Here is a 15,298-nt window from a genome sequence, read left to right as displayed (position 1 = left end):
GACTTTGTGTTTACTGTATCATCATGAATTCTAGAGGACTCTGGAGATGGATGATCCATGATGCGCGCATATCGCAGATCTCTCCGGCTGCATCTCAAAATCTAACCAACGAACGGAGCCAAATCTCATCAAGTTTGGCTCCGTTTTGCTAAGTTATTGTATTGTGGAGAGGAATAAGCTGTAGCGATAGGTCTATTCCGTATATGGATTGAAGCCGCCTTCTTCCGCATGATTACTATTCATCCAGCTCATTACTTTCTTAATCAAAAAGGAGCGTGACCCTTCATGGATATACTCGTTATCGGTAGCGGTGGACGTGAACATGCCATCATCTGGTCGCTGACCAAAAGTTCGCAGGTCAATCAGATCTACTGTGCGCCCGGCAATGCAGGGATTGGACAGATCGCCGAGTGTGTGCCGATTCAGGTAAGTGAATTTGAGAAGTTGGCAGACTTTGCAGCCGAGAAAAAGGTCGGCTTGGTCGTCGTTGGCCCGGACGATCCGCTCGCGGATGGAATCGTGGATGTGTTCGAGGCACGGAATATTCCGGTGTATGGTCCTCGTCAGAATGCAGCGCTAATCGAAGGCAGCAAGACCTTTATGAAAGACCTGCTGCATAAGTACAACATCCCTACAGCTGCCTACGCCAAGTTCGACGATTACGATACTGCGCTGAATTACCTGAACCGCCAGCCGGTACCGATTGTGATCAAAGCAGACGGACTGGCTGCAGGCAAAGGCGTAACTGTCGCCCGCACTATGCATGAGGCCGTCGAAGCACTACAAAATATTATGCGTGACAAAATATTCGGCGAAGCCGGCAGCCGCGTGATTATCGAGGAGTTCATGGAAGGACAGGAGATGTCGATCCTGGCCTTTGTCGATGGGGAGACCGTACGCGCTATGCCTGCCGCGCAGGATCACAAGCCTGCCCTGGATAATGATGAAGGACCGAATACCGGCGGAATGGGTACCTATTCCCCGCTGCCACATATTGATCCAGCTATTATTGAGGAAGCGATCGAGACTATCGTTATTCCCACAGCCACGGCGATGGTCGCAGAAGGTCGTCCGTTCCAGGGCGTGCTGTTCGCCGGTCTGATGATTACTCCGGATGGTAAACCCAAGACGGTAGAATTCAATGCCCGCTTCGGCGATCCGGAGACCCAGGTCGTCCTGCCGCGTCTGCAGACTGATCTGCTGGATATTTTCCTGGCAACGGTCAATGGTACACTGGCTGACGTAGATATCCAGTGGAGCGACGAAGCCGCTGTCTGCGTCATCCTCGCTTCCGGAGGATATCCGGGTTCGTATACCAAAGGCCTGCCGATTGCAGGTCTGGAGGATATCGATCCATCGGAAGCGCTCGTCTTCCACGCCGGTACCGGCAAGAACGAGAACGGAGATTTCGTAACCAACGGCGGCCGTGTGCTGGGTGTTGTGGGGCTAGGGGCGGATATTGCTTCGGCTCGGGCTCAAGCGTATGAGCAGGCGGCGAAGATTGCATTTACCGGCAAGCATCAGCGCAGCGATATTGCAGCCAAGGCGCTAGTATAATATGGATCGTAATTAACATATAAATTTTTAGTCAGGCCACTCTTTGGAGTGGCTTTTTGTATTAAAATTTAATAGATAGCAGAACATCTGCATGAAATCCAGATTGATCCCATATTCTTTGGACGTGGATGATGATTTCGATTGAAGCATCAGGTATAAAATTATTTTATAGCTAATAACAAAATAGATCTGAGTAGAGGAATCGATATGATGAATAAAAAATCAGAAGAATTCTTGAGGAAAATGTTAGATTTCTTACCGTCAACTAATGATGCGTATAGAAAATCAATCGCAGATCACGGTGAGGTTCTAGAAACTGTAATAATTGAGAGTATCTTCATGCCCGAAGTGATTAAACTATTGAGCGAGGAAAAAAACATCAATCTGTTAGAAAGTATTTTTAAATATTTTGAGGAAGTATCTAATGACGAAGATGCTTACTTGATGAACGTATTTTCAGTTACGGTTTTGGAAATACTCGGAAATGACAGATCAATTCTAGAGACTGCACAGAAATACATGGGACCTAAAACGATAGAACTTCAGATAGAAGCTGATAGAGGTTTAGGTAGAATATAGTCAGCACAGACTCATAAGATATTCACGGTTATCCATTATGGATAACCGTTTGTTTTATTCCGAGGCAGAGGGAGCTAGTACTGTAGCTGATATAGTAGCTGCGAGCGGAGGAACACTTCTCAGCCTCTTCCGAGGTAGTAAGGTAGCTGGTAAATGAGCCGTAAAAGAGACCATTGAAGGCGGAGCTTGGTGGATTAGTAAGATTGGGAGGTCGCATGCGAATGATGTAATTGGAGCTGTACCTAAGTTGACTCGTCCTACAGCTGGGGACAATATGGGATCGATGTTGTCTAAGGGGACGGATGAAGCTCCGAAAAGAAATTATGAGCCTAGCCCTAAACATGACCCTCAAAGTGGATGGGGAAGTCCTAATCCAATACCGGATGCGAAAACTGGACAAGAGTTACTTGACAGCGCGTATTCATCTTCAAAGAACAAACAACTTTATAACATCTATGAAGACAAGTTAATTAAGTTTCAACCTGATGGTGAAACCGGATAGCATCCTTATGAGGTTATTAATCCTTCCAAAGAAGTACCTACAAATGTATTAAGGCAAATGGTTAACGATAGTAAAATTTCTAAAGTGGACTATAACAAGATGATAAAAAACAACAAGTGAGGTGAATAAGTTTGAAGGTGTTTGGTGACTGTAATATTTTCTCGGTAAAGTATGAATTTACAATGAATCGTTTTAATGAAAAAGGATTACTTGCTGATACTTGGGGAATGTTTGAACTTTGGGTAAATGGAAAAGAACTTTGTAGATTTTCTAAAAATGACCAAGAACAAACTTATGAGTGGAACTTAATTCATGTAGTAGAATGGATGTGTGAGAACCTACCCAGTATCTTACATGAGGAAGAGTTTCCACTACCTGTCAAAGGCAATACCACGCTTGAACTACTGACAAGTAGTCTAGATTTTGATTCAGAGAACGATGATGAATTTGATGAGTGGTTTGGCACAAAACAAGGCTGGGAGTTCAAACATTCTTGGTTTTCTAGTAGGGGAGGATCTTACCTTCCTGAGATTTACTTTAGAAGGGATGGTAGTCAAATAGAGATATCTTGGAATAACGAAGGTTTATACAATAATGGTATTTCATTTCTTTTTATGACTGGTGTAGAATACGTTCCAATTCAAGTCTTTGAATCAGTTCTAAAGAATTTTATTCAAGATTTTAGGCAGATGCTCAGATTAAAAACTGAGTACACTGATGAATATGAAAAATTCTCGGAAAAAGTATTAAAAAAACAATAATTCTCTCTATCTTCACCTTGATTGGCTTCGTGCCTTTCAAGGTTTTTTCTTTTATAGGGGATTACCTAGTAACGAATGAACTCATCATTCAACCAATAATACATATAATTCATGTAAAATGCCACAATGCGAGTTAGCCGCCCGTGTTATGGCGTTTTTTTTGTTCTTGGCACTATCGCAGGGGCTATTTGGAATAGCCCCCACCCAGTATCGAATTTGGTGAATTAGACACACTTTTTGAAACAGACAATATGTTGGATGACGGTGATGTAAATTATACTGAATATCATCCAGTTACATTTTAAGTAAATGATATTTTAGTGCATTCTACTAGTAAACAAAATAATTTATATAATTGGTTAGTACACAAGAAAGATACATTAATTGAAATTTCACTTTAGGATGATCCGCCAGGTGTAGTATTTTTATCAGATGGACAAAATGTATGGAAAAGGGAGAGTAAAGGTTAACTGTTCACTGGCTCATGTCAAATGAGCAGAAGTGCTAGACTGGGAACTTATGATAAAAAATCAACTCGGATAGGAGATTCAATAGAATATGTATTATTGGCAAGTTAGGAAATACCCTCCTTCTTCAAACAAGGACAAGAATAAGCCTAAAATTCCAACATGGTCTTCAATTATCGACATTGGAAAAATATATGATGGCAAAATCTTTACTCCTGAAGATTATTTATTGATAGAAGATAAGTATATAAAAGCTGCTAAAATATATATGGATTATATGCATATTCCTAGTGTGGAAATGTGTGTAATGCATAAGGTAAGAGAGGATATATTTATAAAGCAGATAGTCGAATACCCAGATTGCTATCCTAAAGAGATTATCGACTTACATTATCGTCTAAAAGAAAATAGCTTGATTTCTGGTCTGGAGTTCGAATATGCTTCTAAATTAGCGTTAAGAGAGGATATTGTTTGCCAATTCCGGTATAAAGATAAATTTTTTCTGAACCATTCTTATGATTATTATATGGATATAGGTAGTTCGGCTGTATGCGAAGCAGCTATCAATCAAATTAGGGACTTAGGGTTGTATATAGATCTTTGGGAACACCCTTACGAGGGGAATGTATGGGAACAAATTTCGGAATGATGTGAAGATTAAAACTTGAAAATTATATGGTCAAGCTTCTATGGATGGACACTCGAAAAACAAATTAAGAAATAAGCTGATGTTGATATTTGACTGGCGTCAGCTTATTTAATTTTTGCCTTGAACCTTTAATATTATGAATATGGATATACATGTATTTATTCAAACTTACGAACATGGCAACATAATGATAAGGGTGACTTGGTTTTATGGCGGATGAGATCCCCTTTATAGAGAAAGTTATAAGGATGTAATGACATAATACCATTGAAGATTTTGATAATGAGTTTGGAGTGCTTGTTTTATTCCAGGGCAGGATTAAACACAAACAGAATAAGTTCCTCATCCTATTTGTTCCTATAGTTGAAGACAAATAATTTAGTATTACCCAGCCTTGAATCTAATAATTATGAAGAAGGATCAGGTACAAGGGTTGTACCCGGTGAACTCTTTACGGGTTAGGATAAAGGAGGAGTTAACCCGTGATAATTATGGAAAAATATTCTTTTGAAGAAGGGAGAATTTCAAGGATCGTAGCTGATGAAAGTGCTCTTACCATTACTATCAAACAGTGGAACAATAAAGAGCTTATATTAATTGTAAACGATTATATGCGTGTATACGATTATAATTGTATAGGTAGAGAAATTAGCGAATACAAAATTTTAGTTGATTCTACTTTGCTGGAAGAAGAAAAAAAAGAAATGAAATTGATGGGCTATTCTGAAAAAGAATATATTAATTTAATACACCTGCAATTTCTAAGTTATGATGAGTTGTTATTTCTTGATCTAATTGCTAATAAGGACTCTATTGCTATAATTTAGCTTTATTGAAGGGAAATATAAACAAAGAACGCTCAAATTTTTATTTTCTGAGCGTTCTTTTGTTGTGATAAGGAACATTGATATAAAAGTATACTGATTATTTATAAGATTCTGATCAAAGGTTCCTACCGTATGCCGTACTCTCCCAAGTACTAATGGAGATCGACAATGCCGGAGCGCTGCAAGCCTGGTATGTGTATAGTATGGGACTGATCAGGCGCGAAGATGCCGCCGGTAACTACCAGACGTATCACTATGATTTGCGCGGCAGCACGATTGCCCTGACCGATACGAATGGTCTGTACCAGATACTTGCCCGATACTACAATCCGGAGATCAAGCGATTTGTGAACCGGGATGTGCTGACCGGCAGTATTGATAATGGACTGACGATGAACCGGTATGCATATGTAAATGGCAATCCGGTGTCGTATATTGATCCGTTTGGCTTGAGTGCAGATGGAGCTGACTGGACGCGAACCGCGTTTAGTGTTGGAGCGGATGCGATTCCATTTGTAGGTACGGTAAAAGGGTTACAAGATATTTACTGGTGTGGATCTGATTACAGGAGAACAACTATCAGTTTCCGACCGAGTAGCGACAGGGTTTGGAACAGCTCTAAGTGGACTTCCTTTCGGTAAGGTAGCTGGCAAATGGGCCGTGAAGGAGACCATTGAAGGCGGATCTTGGTTGATTAGTAAGATTGAGAAGTCGCATGCGGATGATGTGATTGGAGCTACCCCTAAGTTGACTCGTCCTACAGCTGGGGACAATATGGGATCGATGTTGTCTAAGGGTAAGGGTAATACTCTGAAGAATTTTAATGGACTAGATGATATTTTGAACGACCCTAGTAAGTTAAAAGGGGTAAAGCCTGAAGAACTTTATAAGCACCTAAAAGATAACGGGTATAATCCTACACCACTAAATAAGATTCGAAACTATTCAGGAGTACCTTTTGAAGAAGGTGGAGGATTTAAAGTTAATTGGGGCGGTGATAGAATATTGCAATATCATCCAGGAAGTAGTTATGATGGGGATGTTCCATACTATAAAATCTCTTCAGGAAGCACTGGGACACAGAGATTTAACATGGACGGAAATTTTATTAAATAAAACTTAGAGGTGCGTTATGGAGTCAATCGAAAATAAAATTATAGCGCTACTTATGGAATTAAATTATAAGAAGGGAAAAATCAACGATTACGAGGTTTACGAATCAGAGGGGAAATATCTCAAATTAACTTTTCTAAACTTATTAGATTCCTACGTTATTGAATATGCTGATAGTTATGACGAAGCAAAAAAGAATCTATTTGAAGACGGTGATTTATATCCTGTCTCAATGGATGAAGACGTATTAATATGCAAGATGCGTGATGAGATAATAAACTCATAATTACTACTGGTGTCTAAATGACCTTGATTGGCTTCGTGCCTTTCAAGGTTCTTTTTTTTGGTGGGGCTACCTCAGTGTCGAATGAACTCATCATTCAACCAATAACACATCTAACCCTTGTAATACCTGTATAAAGATTTCTTGAAATTGTTGTGCGTACGTCAATGCTTTACTTTTATACCCTAAATAACGCTATGCCGATACACCAAATAGGTCGATTATGGTCAAGAAATAGCAAATTGTACGTGAAATGTAGTCCTCTCTAAAATTTAAGCTGCAATTATTTGCTGAAAGAAATGATCACATTCACTTGTATAATGATTACAATAAAAACTCTCAAACAAAATATACTGTATGGGATTGATTGAATAAAGCAGCCTATAATGCGTAAGATGGGCATATTCCTACTAAAAAGTGAGAGGTGAATAATATGAAAAAACCGGAACTTTTTCAAGATATGATAGATAGCCATAAGTATTGGGATATGCTTCTTGAAAATCTAATTATTGCGGAGGAATTTAAACGTATACAATTTTCTTACACAAATGATAAGAGGTATACATATGTTTTTGAAAATTGTTATAAAGTTATATTTGATCATTGTTTACAGTATAATCGCAAGTCGAAAACAGAAGAATCGCCACCCTGTTTTTTGAGGGATATTAATTTAAAAACAATAGATCAAGGAGTACATGGATCTTTGTATGTAATTGTAGTAGATGCTTATCCAATTAAATTGGAAATTTGGTGCGAGAAACTTATTTTTCAAGAAGATGATTGAGGGAGTTATATGAACATGGAATTATATAAAGAAGTGAAAAAAGTTAGGGAGAAAGATCAATTTACAGAATTTATTAGTTTGTTAGTTAAGGATTTTAAATCAAATCCTGATGAATGGGAAAAAGACAATGCCCAACTAAAAAAGGTGCCTTCTTGTATGGGAACTTTACGAATTAGGATAAGTGCATCATACAATTGGATTTCATAAGGTGGAATAAACAGATACATAAAGGAGACAGAATTATGGAATTTCTTGAGTGGTATTTGATTTAAAGACGGTTTATTTAGATAAGCTACTTTTTAAAGAGTTCAATCTTACAGAAGATAAAATTAAGTCTTCTCACTTTTACGATACCGATTTAGAACAGGATAAGGAATTTTATGAAATAACTAGTTTCTCTGATTTTTTTACCAAACCAGGAACAGGTACTGTGCTTGTAAAGGAAATTCAATTAGGTACGATGTTAACAGAAGTTTTAATATTAATTTCATTTGACGAAGAATCAGGTATTGTGGAGATTAACTTTTCAGAGTCAGAATTGATTGAGGACAACCGTCTGGATAAAGAGAAGTGTTTGAAATTATTAGAATATTTCTTATCTTTGATGGAGCATTACGATCTAAAGTCTGTTCGATTCGGATATGAACCTGCAGTAGATGATGATACTTGTTTGATCGAACTTAAACCAGATGTAACTCAAATTAAAGATCTGGTCGACCGATTGTAATTTTATCTCAACAGGATTTTATTTAATGCTTATAGGTTACTTTATATGAAATACATCCATCATTCACCTAATCTCAAAACTCTCACTAATGGAATTCTCAGAATGAATAGCGGAGGAGTACGCATGAATATAGATACTTTTATCCAAGAATACGATCTGCATGATAGCTTAATAGAGAATATTCAAATGAATGGTGATCAATTAGTTCTTGATATTGATCTCTGTAATTGGAGACAAAAAAGGTATATTCCTGAAGAATCAGAAATGCGAAATATCAAAGTTGTTTTTGATAACGTGCAAAATTATCAGTTCGAGAAAGCAGAACATCAGCTGGATTCTGATTCTATTTTGCATATTAGCTGTTCTGGAGTACCATCCACAACATGGAAGAAGATTAAGCTTGTTTTTGAGAATAATGGAATTGTAAAGATAATGACTTTTGAGAGCGATAGAGTAATCGTCAAAGATTGTTAATCAACTATACCTACTCTCAAAGGGGACTTAAAAAGCTATTGGTTAAAGACGATTACCTTACACTGTCTTATCAGTTCCCCATAATGTATCAGCAAGGAGACTCACACCATGTATGAAGAGCAATTTGATCATGTCCTGCATCTATTGAATTACAACGAAAAGGTAAAACTGACTTTTGCACTTCGCAAGCTGGATCATTTTGAAGAGGGCGAACATATATATAATTTTGCGCCTTCTTTTCAGGAAGTAATCATTATGATATTGAACCGTATGGCACCTGATAATGATCTGGATCTTTGTAATTGGTATGATAGGGAACGGGAAAGTGATGATAGATTGATACATACATCTCGTACACTATATGCTATCAAAAACAAGCTATTGGATGAGTTCATTGTGAATGAATTAAATTTGGATAGGAGTAAAGTCGGCGAAGAGCTGGAGCAGCGATTTATTCGTTCGTTGAACGATTTCAATTATACACAGGAAGAATATGCAAAAGTACCTATTGCCCAGGCTCAGCAGGAATCGCGGCAGGCCGTCTGTCTATTTGCAGATTTACTGGCGTATATAGAACATACTCGGCAGCAATTATTCGAAGCATATGAATATCAGCTCGCTCAGAATATTCTGCCGGCACGATTGGCCGATATACTGCGCTCCACCAGAAAACTGCCACCGCAATCCAGCCTGCAAGCTGTTGTCCTCGAACGGGTACGGGTTACCAGCCTGACTATACATGAGTTGACGTTTACTATAACTGGAAGACTAACATTTGATCGTCATGCTGCTCAGGCAGAAGACTCTGCAGGCGTAACATGGTACAAATTCAGACTCACTACACATGACAGCTCCGATTATCCGGATACAGATGTTACTAATATTCCCCGATTGGAATGGCTCGGACGTAAAGTACATACAGCACATGATGAATTACCAAAACAATGACTATCCTGTTCCTTATTCCATCTGCAAGCCGACGCGCCTGATCGCTGTTTCTAGACTTCTAACCTAACCGACAAATCGTCATATCCGATAATCTGCTCCCCTTTCCAGTGCACCAATACTCCGTTTGGACGACAAATATCCAGCGTTCCTTCTGCGAATCGTACCGACCAGTACAGGTCATCCCAGAATGTCACTTCCGGATGGGTGATGAAGGTGGATTCCTCACCGTCAGGGCAGCCGAATTCAGCGATGAGGAACTGCCGGGCATGCTGGCAGTAGCGATCCAGATGATGCAGCTTGTCCCGAATAAAGCCGTAAGGCAGATGCTCGGTGGAATGTTCCTGATTCACTTGAATAGAGAAAAAAACACCTTCCGGATGCCCTTCGTACAGTGTGCCCTGAGCCAGCGCCGGGCCCCAGTCCGGTTGATGGATAATTAACGTTCCCAAAGGTGTGGATATACTGTCTGTCATAACAATAACCTCCCTTACCAAAGTGGGTATTCGGCTAAAATAACCGTCTTGATCCTATAAATTCTACTAATTTTATTTTAACACGCCAGCCCGCTGGTGAAGCGGACTAAACCCATTTAGCTGATGGGTTTGAAATAGATAAATGAATCTTTCTGGATGTTTGCAAACAGCTGGAAGAGGTTAAAACAATTTTCGTAAGCCTCTTAGCTATATGCTAATAACAATCTCAAAAGTGATCTTTATCGATCTTTTATGCGAAACTGGAATCATACGGCCTGTTATATATCCGACTAAAATTACAGTATAGTATAGGTTGAGCATGAGCCCGCAGCTACATAGAGATTTATCACCATCGAGAAAGGGATTGGCCTGGAAGGGAGGTGAAAGCCTCAGCAGACTGGTTGGATGTAAATTTATTCACCAAATTGATTTGTACTTTTCTGGAGACGAAAGGAAGAGAGGGAAACCATGATAAATTCTAAATATTACACTTTATTGCTAACAGGAGCATTGCTTACTACCACAGCAGGCGGATACGCAAGTGCAGCACCCCTGAGCGACGTTGCTGCACAGGGTGGAGGAACGATTACTACTCAGGACACCTCTGACACTACGGTTGATTATTACACGCTGACCAAAGACAGCGGTGCCTTTAGAGCTGCACAGTTCAATTCGTCCGGAGACAGCTATGTAGGTCTGGATGTACAACAGGATGGCCGGATGATCGTATCGATCGAGAAATACAACTTCAAGACGCGCAAGTGGGATCCGGTTCAGGTCAAGCTGATTGAAGGCTCCAAAAGTGTCTATTACCGCGTACCGACCGATGTCATTCACATCCCGCCTGTACCCTATCGGGTGATGCTATCGACAACAGGCAAAGCGGACGTTACCATTGAGACGACCTACACGTGGGAAAGTGACAGCGACCCTAGATAAAGAGCGAATGTACTCAAGTAACGATTGACCCGGACAACGGGGATCGTCGTCAAACGCATCTTATAACTATGCGCACGTCTACTAACAACTTAAATAGTAAATGGGGAAAATAACAGCAATTAGTACGATAATGATGAGTAGAGTCAAAAAGCAAGCAGAGCAGCAAGTTAGCCTTTGGGGCAGATTAGTCTTCCGATATGCAGCATAACAGCTGTATGCTGTAATATAACGATACATGGATAGCTGATTCTCTGCTGGAATCCTGTAGATATCTATCTGCAGGGTTCCTGATACATACCGCAATTATTTTCTGACTATTATTCAGGAAAGCAGGAAACTAGAATGTTGATTTTATTTTGCAGTCATATGATGAATCCATATGCTGTCGATGATGAGTATCTGGATGAATATGAGATAGCCCGGCAGCAGGGAATCCAGACCGCGCTTATTGAGCTGGAGCAGTTGCTGGACGGCAGGACTCAACAAGCCATAGCCAGGATACCCCGATACGAGAAGGTACAGCAGGCAGTCTACCGGGGCTGGATGATGGAAGCAGAGGTATATGGTCGTCTCTACAAGGCACTGCTACAGCGTAATGTACAGCTGATTAACACCACTGAGCAGTATGCGCACTGTCATTACTTTCCCAATGCCTATGAGGTAATCAGGGAATATACACCGCGTACGATTCATGTCCCTGTAGAGGATATGGATGAGCAGCTGGATACGGTATTTGCAGCTATCAGCACTCTTGGAGACGGCCCAGCCATTGTCAAAGACTATGTAAAGTCACGCAAGCACGAGTGGGCAGAAGCCTGCTATATCCCTGAACTGGGAAACAGGGAACAGGCTTCACAGATCATTCGCCGTTTTGTAGAGCGCCAGGGGGAACAGCTGAGCGGTGGACTGGTCATTCGTGAATATTATCAGCTGGAGCATCTGACCGATCATCCGCAAAGCGGAATGCCGTTGTCCAGGGAATTCCGCCTGTTTTTCCTGGAGGGGCAGCCCATATTTGTAACCGAATACTGGGACGAAGGGAAATACGGGAATACAAGGCCTCCTTTGGAAATATTTATCGAGATCGCAGGCAGGGTAGCCAGTCGTTTTTTCACCATGGATGTGGTCAAGCAGCAGGATGGACCGTGGAGCATTATGGAGCTTGGAGATGGACAGGTGTCCGGTCTGACGCAGCAGGCGGATCTTGCGGCTTTTTATCGTAATCTACAGAATGCTCTGGAACATGAGGCGGGTAAATAGTAGCGGTGCGTATTATCGACTACAGGAATGAATGAGCCCATCACCTCATAGGATAGGATGATTCGATATGGTGGAATGCGCTATGATTATCAGAGAGGAACAGGAGGCATGTCCAATGGATCGCGAACAATTGATAGTGCTGGTTACGAAGATTCAAAATGGAGAAGGCACTGAGCAGGAGCAGGACCATCTGCTGGAGCAGCTGGAGCAGAATGTTTCGCATCCGGAGGTCATTAATCTGATTTTCTGGGATAAGCGGGAACTGACAGCCGAGCAGATTGTCGATGAAGCGCTGGCATATCAGCCCATCCGGCTGCAACCCTAGCCTATCTATATTTGGGAATTATCCCCTTGCATATTATGGATAGCCGCAGCCCTGCCGATATTATATAAGCAGGGTTTGTCCAAACCATTATTCAGGGGGATATCAAAATGAGTATTGTAGAATCCGTTATTCAGTCGATGCCGTACATACAGCAGCTGATGCGTGAAGATTGTATGCTGGTTGTCATGGATCGTGAACGTGTATTATATTCTTCACCCGCCCGGTCGTTTAGCATTGGTCTGAACAAAGGAGATATACTGCCGTCCGATCAGCAGAATTTTGGCTTTTTAAAAAGCAAAACCGAGCGCAGCTTTTTACATTTTCCCAAAGAAGTACTGGGAACGGCTGTAGATGTAGTCTACGTACCCATTCACGATGAGAAAAGACATATCGTCGCTGCTATTGCCCTGGGTATGAGTATGGATAACCGGCACCGAATGGAAGAATTGATGAAAGCGGCCGCTGATATTACCAGTCAGCTGGTGAATAATGTACATCATGTCTCTTCCCATTCCGATCAACTGTCTTCAGTATCTGATCAGGTACTTCGCAATTCCAAGGAAGCCGTACGCAAATCGTCCTCGGTTACCCAGATTACCGGGCTGATCCGTGAGATTTCCGAGCAGACTAATCTGCTGGGACTTAATGCAGCGATTGAAGCAGCTCGTGCCGGTGAGGCAGGTGCAGGCTTCAGCGTCGTTGCTCAGGAAGTGCGTAAGCTGTCGGTCGATGCCAAACAGGCAACCGGACAGATCGAAGATTCACTCAATGATATCCGCAGCGCTATCGTGCAGATGGAAGGGGATATTTCGCAGATTTCCTCTTCATCGACGCAGCAAGCCCAACTGGTTGTGAACTTCCAGGAAGCCCTGCAGAATATGTCTACGATCTCGGCAGAGATTCAGCAGCTGTTCAATACCCTTTTATCCTACGAAAAATAATTAAAATAAATCTTTTGTGCATTTTATAAGAGACCGAATATTCGCTACCAGAGGAACGGTCTCTTTTTTATCCTGTTTTAGGTTATGATAGGGAGTAGAATGGTCATTACAGAAAGGCAGTGCAATCATGGCAAAAGTAACGATGGCTGATGTGGCCCGTGAGGCAGGTGTATCCAAAAGCACCATCTCCCAGTACCTCAACGGGCGTTATGAATATATGAGTGCTGCTACACGAGCGCGGATTGAAGCTTCAATTGAAGCGCTGGATTACCGGCCGAATATACTGGCGCGTGGACTCAAGCAAAAGCGTACCTTTACGATCGGCGTAATTGTAGCGAATATGCTGCACCACTTCTCGATTGAGATCTGCCGTGGTATCGAGAGCTACTGCCGGGAGCAGGGAATCAGTGTAATCCTCTGCAATACCGATGAAGACCAGAGCCGCGAACAGAATGATCTGGAAATGCTTCGTTCCAAGCAGGTAGATGGCGTTATCGCTTTTCCATCCGGTCCGCTCACACCGGTCTACCGCAAGCTGGTCGACGAGAAATTCCCGCTGGTCTTTATCGACCGCAAGCTGGAAGATGTACCGGTCAATCGTGTCGTTGTGGAAAATGAACAGGCTGCCCACGAAGCTACCACTCATCTGATCGAAGCCGGATACCAACAGATAGCGATGTTGACCGCGCCATTATCGATTTCAACCCGGCTGGAGCGTGTGGAAGGCTATAAGAGAGCGATGCAGGAGTACTTGCCCCACATGCAGCCGCTGGTCATCTCCGAAGACGTCAAGCAGCTTCGGCAGCGACTGGAGGAGCTGGAGCAGCAGGATGCTTTGCCGGAAGCGATTATCGCCGGTAACGATCTGGTACTGCTGGAAGCGCTGGCATTTCTCAAGGAACGAAGACTGCAGATTCCACAGGATGTGGCGCTGATCGTATTCGACAATATTCCGTTCGCAGAGTTGCTCACACCGACACTGTCGACAATTGTACAGCCTGCTCACGAGATGGGCAGAGAAGCGGCTGCGATGCTGCTGGCTGATATTGAAGCCGAGAGCCGTGGACAGGAATGGCCGCCTGTTCAGGAAAAGCAGTTCTCCTGCCGCCTGATGATTCGGGAATCGTCGGGTCCTGCTGTACAGAAGTAACTGGACGGATAGCATAAGCATAGAGAACGTAGGAGACAACCGATGTTGGTCAAGTACCTCTCTATGAGCATAAATACAGCTTATATTAGAGAAATATCGTAAAAATAGAATCTACGTATAAATAGAAACAAAACGAAATAGTATGATGGACCCAACGCAGCAGCTCCTCAGTGGGAGGCTGCGTTTTTGTGTAGGGCAGATCTGCTTGGAATCATTTTCGTTCATCCAATAGTGGGTGATACGGTAGAGTGCCTAACGAAAGCCGACTACATACAGACTATTTAGCCAGATTAGATAACGCTTTCAAAAAAAGGTTGTATTTGCGAAATGACAGGTTTATACTGTGTTTATAAATCGATTTACTAAATCGGTTTATGTAAGCGATTAACTGTTTATATGTATAGCAGAACGATAATCGATAAAGTACAAAATAATAATTGATTTATATAGCAGATCATCTGACAAGTTGTCATTAAAAAGCAGTGGCAGTGATTTAAGGAAAACAGTGATGTAAGAAGAATAGCGATCCAAAGAGAGAG

General features: G+C 41.7%; 19 protein-coding genes and 1 pseudogene. 19 read left to right on the top strand and 1 reads right to left on the bottom strand.

All coding sequences use genetic code 11. The features are described 5' to 3' along the window. Nucleotides 1-285: 285 nt before the first annotated feature. The 14 genes and pseudogenes from purD (at nucleotide 286) to H065_RS0118565 (ending at nucleotide 9,671) form a co-directional block, all read left to right on the top strand. On the top strand, nucleotides 286-1,557 hold the full coding sequence (gene purD, locus H065_RS0118630) for a phosphoribosylamine--glycine ligase (protein WP_017814605.1): 1,272 nt from the start codon (nucleotides 286-288) through the stop codon (nucleotides 1,555-1,557). Between the two features lie 207 nt (nucleotides 1,558-1,764). Beyond that, the gene (locus H065_RS0118625; RefSeq protein ID WP_238557992.1) at nucleotides 1,765-2,136 is read left to right on the top strand and encodes a DUF7674 family protein; all 372 of its coding nucleotides are present in this window, start codon (nucleotides 1,765-1,767) and stop codon (nucleotides 2,134-2,136) included. A 639-nt stretch (nucleotides 2,137-2,775) separates the two neighbouring features. Next, on the top strand, nucleotides 2,776-3,399 hold the full coding sequence (locus tag H065_RS0118615) for a hypothetical protein (RefSeq protein ID WP_152425935.1): 624 nt from the start codon (nucleotides 2,776-2,778) through the stop codon (nucleotides 3,397-3,399). A 218-nt stretch (nucleotides 3,400-3,617) separates the two neighbouring features. Continuing rightward, a pseudogene (locus H065_RS28335) lies at nucleotides 3,618-3,869 on the top strand (YxxD family cognate immunity protein YxxD); the annotation flags it as partial. Nucleotides 3,870-3,957: 88 nt separating this feature from the next. Further along, complete coding sequence (locus H065_RS0118610; protein ID WP_017814601.1) at nucleotides 3,958-4,515, top strand: hypothetical protein; 558 nt, start codon at nucleotides 3,958-3,960, stop codon at nucleotides 4,513-4,515. 482 nt (nucleotides 4,516-4,997) lie between these two features. Continuing rightward, a complete protein-coding gene (locus H065_RS0118605) occupies nucleotides 4,998-5,342 on the top strand; it encodes a hypothetical protein (protein ID WP_017814600.1) in 345 nt (114 codons plus the stop codon). Between the two features lie 155 nt (nucleotides 5,343-5,497). Then, on the top strand, nucleotides 5,498-5,983 hold the full coding sequence (locus H065_RS0118600) for an RHS repeat-associated core domain-containing protein (protein WP_017814599.1): 486 nt from the start codon (nucleotides 5,498-5,500) through the stop codon (nucleotides 5,981-5,983). Next, nucleotides 5,895-6,458 carry a pre-toxin TG domain-containing protein gene (locus H065_RS27155; protein ID WP_081604172.1) on the top strand — a complete coding sequence of 188 codons (564 nt, stop codon included), beginning with the start codon at nucleotides 5,895-5,897 and terminating at the stop codon, nucleotides 6,456-6,458. Before H065_RS0118600 ends, H065_RS27155 begins: the two co-directional genes overlap by 89 nt. A gap of 16 nt (nucleotides 6,459-6,474) precedes the next feature. Further along, nucleotides 6,475-6,741 (top strand): hypothetical protein, encoded by a 267-nt coding sequence (locus tag H065_RS0118590; protein WP_017814597.1) that lies wholly within the window; start codon nucleotides 6,475-6,477, stop codon nucleotides 6,739-6,741. 430 nt (nucleotides 6,742-7,171) lie between these two features. Further along, a complete protein-coding gene (locus tag H065_RS0118585; protein WP_017814596.1) occupies nucleotides 7,172-7,522 on the top strand; it encodes a PIM7 family immunity protein in 351 nt (116 codons plus the stop codon). Nucleotides 7,523-7,537: 15 nt separating this feature from the next. Beyond that, nucleotides 7,538-7,729 carry a hypothetical protein gene (locus tag H065_RS0118580; protein ID WP_017814595.1) on the top strand — a complete coding sequence of 64 codons (192 nt, stop codon included), beginning with the start codon at nucleotides 7,538-7,540 and terminating at the stop codon, nucleotides 7,727-7,729. 49 nt (nucleotides 7,730-7,778) lie between these two features. Further along, nucleotides 7,779-8,249, top strand: coding sequence for a Cdi1I family immunity protein (locus tag H065_RS0118575; RefSeq protein ID WP_017814594.1), 471 nt, complete (start codon nucleotides 7,779-7,781; stop codon nucleotides 8,247-8,249). A gap of 123 nt (nucleotides 8,250-8,372) precedes the next feature. Continuing rightward, nucleotides 8,373-8,723, top strand: coding sequence for a hypothetical protein (locus H065_RS0118570; protein ID WP_017814593.1), 351 nt, complete (start codon nucleotides 8,373-8,375; stop codon nucleotides 8,721-8,723). 108 nt (nucleotides 8,724-8,831) lie between these two features. Next, nucleotides 8,832-9,671, top strand: coding sequence for a pPIWI-associating nuclease domain-containing protein (locus H065_RS0118565; protein ID WP_017814592.1), 840 nt, complete (start codon nucleotides 8,832-8,834; stop codon nucleotides 9,669-9,671). 50 nt (nucleotides 9,672-9,721) lie between these two features. On the opposite strand, the gene H065_RS0118560 is transcribed toward H065_RS0118565, so the two are convergent. After that, the gene (locus H065_RS0118560; RefSeq protein ID WP_017814591.1) at nucleotides 9,722-10,144 is read right to left on the bottom strand and encodes a hypothetical protein; all 423 of its coding nucleotides are present in this window, start codon (nucleotides 10,142-10,144) and stop codon (nucleotides 9,722-9,724) included. 468 nt (nucleotides 10,145-10,612) lie between these two features. Between H065_RS0118560 and H065_RS0118555 the strand changes: the two genes are divergently transcribed. The 5 genes from H065_RS0118555 to H065_RS0118535 all read left to right on the top strand — a co-directional run bounded on the left by H065_RS0118555 (nucleotide 10,613) and on the right by H065_RS0118535 (nucleotide 14,759). Then, the gene (locus tag H065_RS0118555; RefSeq protein WP_017814590.1) at nucleotides 10,613-11,083 is read left to right on the top strand and encodes a hypothetical protein; all 471 of its coding nucleotides are present in this window, start codon (nucleotides 10,613-10,615) and stop codon (nucleotides 11,081-11,083) included. A 366-nt stretch (nucleotides 11,084-11,449) separates the two neighbouring features. Beyond that, nucleotides 11,450-12,343 (top strand): ATP-grasp domain-containing protein, encoded by an 894-nt coding sequence (locus H065_RS0118550; RefSeq protein WP_238557990.1) that lies wholly within the window; start codon nucleotides 11,450-11,452, stop codon nucleotides 12,341-12,343. 115 nt (nucleotides 12,344-12,458) lie between these two features. Further along, nucleotides 12,459-12,668 (top strand): bacteriocin immunity protein, encoded by a 210-nt coding sequence (locus H065_RS0118545; RefSeq protein ID WP_017814588.1) that lies wholly within the window; start codon nucleotides 12,459-12,461, stop codon nucleotides 12,666-12,668. Nucleotides 12,669-12,775: 107 nt separating this feature from the next. Then, nucleotides 12,776-13,609: a methyl-accepting chemotaxis protein gene (locus tag H065_RS28485; RefSeq protein WP_017814587.1), complete on the top strand. Its 834-nt coding sequence runs from the start codon at nucleotides 12,776-12,778 to the stop codon at nucleotides 13,607-13,609. A gap of 127 nt (nucleotides 13,610-13,736) precedes the next feature. Continuing rightward, entirely contained in the window at nucleotides 13,737-14,759 is a 1,023-nt protein-coding gene (locus H065_RS0118535; protein ID WP_017814586.1) for a LacI family DNA-binding transcriptional regulator, read from the top strand. Nucleotides 14,760-15,298 lie beyond the last annotated feature (539 nt).

This window comes from Paenibacillus shenyangensis, from assembly GCF_000346635.1.
Lineage (GTDB): Bacteria > Bacillota > Bacilli > Paenibacillales > Paenibacillaceae > Saccharibacillus > Saccharibacillus dauci.
This window is presented reverse-complemented; position numbering and strand designations above follow the sequence as displayed.

Excerpts from the sequence above, each read along its gene's own strand:
- purD (WP_017814605.1), top strand. The coding sequence starts at position 286 with ATGGATATACTCGTTATCGGTAGCGGTGGACGTGAACATGCCATCATC.
- H065_RS0118625 (WP_238557992.1), top strand. The coding sequence starts at position 1,765 with ATGATGAATAAAAAATCAGAAGAATTCTTGAGGAAAATGTTAGATTTC.
- H065_RS0118610 (WP_017814601.1), top strand. The coding sequence starts at position 3,958 with ATGTATTATTGGCAAGTTAGGAAATACCCTCCTTCTTCAAACAAGGAC.
- H065_RS0118600 (WP_017814599.1), top strand. The coding sequence starts at position 5,498 with ATGGAGATCGACAATGCCGGAGCGCTGCAAGCCTGGTATGTGTATAGT.
- H065_RS0118590 (WP_017814597.1), top strand. The coding sequence starts at position 6,475 with ATGGAGTCAATCGAAAATAAAATTATAGCGCTACTTATGGAATTAAAT.
- H065_RS0118585 (WP_017814596.1), top strand. The coding sequence starts at position 7,172 with ATGAAAAAACCGGAACTTTTTCAAGATATGATAGATAGCCATAAGTAT.
- H065_RS0118580 (WP_017814595.1), top strand. The coding sequence starts at position 7,538 with ATGGAATTATATAAAGAAGTGAAAAAAGTTAGGGAGAAAGATCAATTT.
- H065_RS0118570 (WP_017814593.1), top strand. The coding sequence starts at position 8,373 with ATGAATATAGATACTTTTATCCAAGAATACGATCTGCATGATAGCTTA.
- H065_RS0118565 (WP_017814592.1), top strand. The coding sequence starts at position 8,832 with ATGTATGAAGAGCAATTTGATCATGTCCTGCATCTATTGAATTACAAC.
- H065_RS0118560 (WP_017814591.1), bottom strand. The coding sequence starts at position 10,144 with ATGACAGACAGTATATCCACACCTTTGGGAACGTTAATTATCCATCAA.
- H065_RS0118555 (WP_017814590.1), top strand. The coding sequence starts at position 10,613 with ATGATAAATTCTAAATATTACACTTTATTGCTAACAGGAGCATTGCTT.
- H065_RS0118550 (WP_238557990.1), top strand. The coding sequence starts at position 11,450 with ATGATGAATCCATATGCTGTCGATGATGAGTATCTGGATGAATATGAG.
- H065_RS0118545 (WP_017814588.1), top strand. The coding sequence starts at position 12,459 with ATGGATCGCGAACAATTGATAGTGCTGGTTACGAAGATTCAAAATGGA.
- H065_RS28485 (WP_017814587.1), top strand. The coding sequence starts at position 12,776 with ATGAGTATTGTAGAATCCGTTATTCAGTCGATGCCGTACATACAGCAG.
- H065_RS0118535 (WP_017814586.1), top strand. The coding sequence starts at position 13,737 with ATGGCAAAAGTAACGATGGCTGATGTGGCCCGTGAGGCAGGTGTATCC.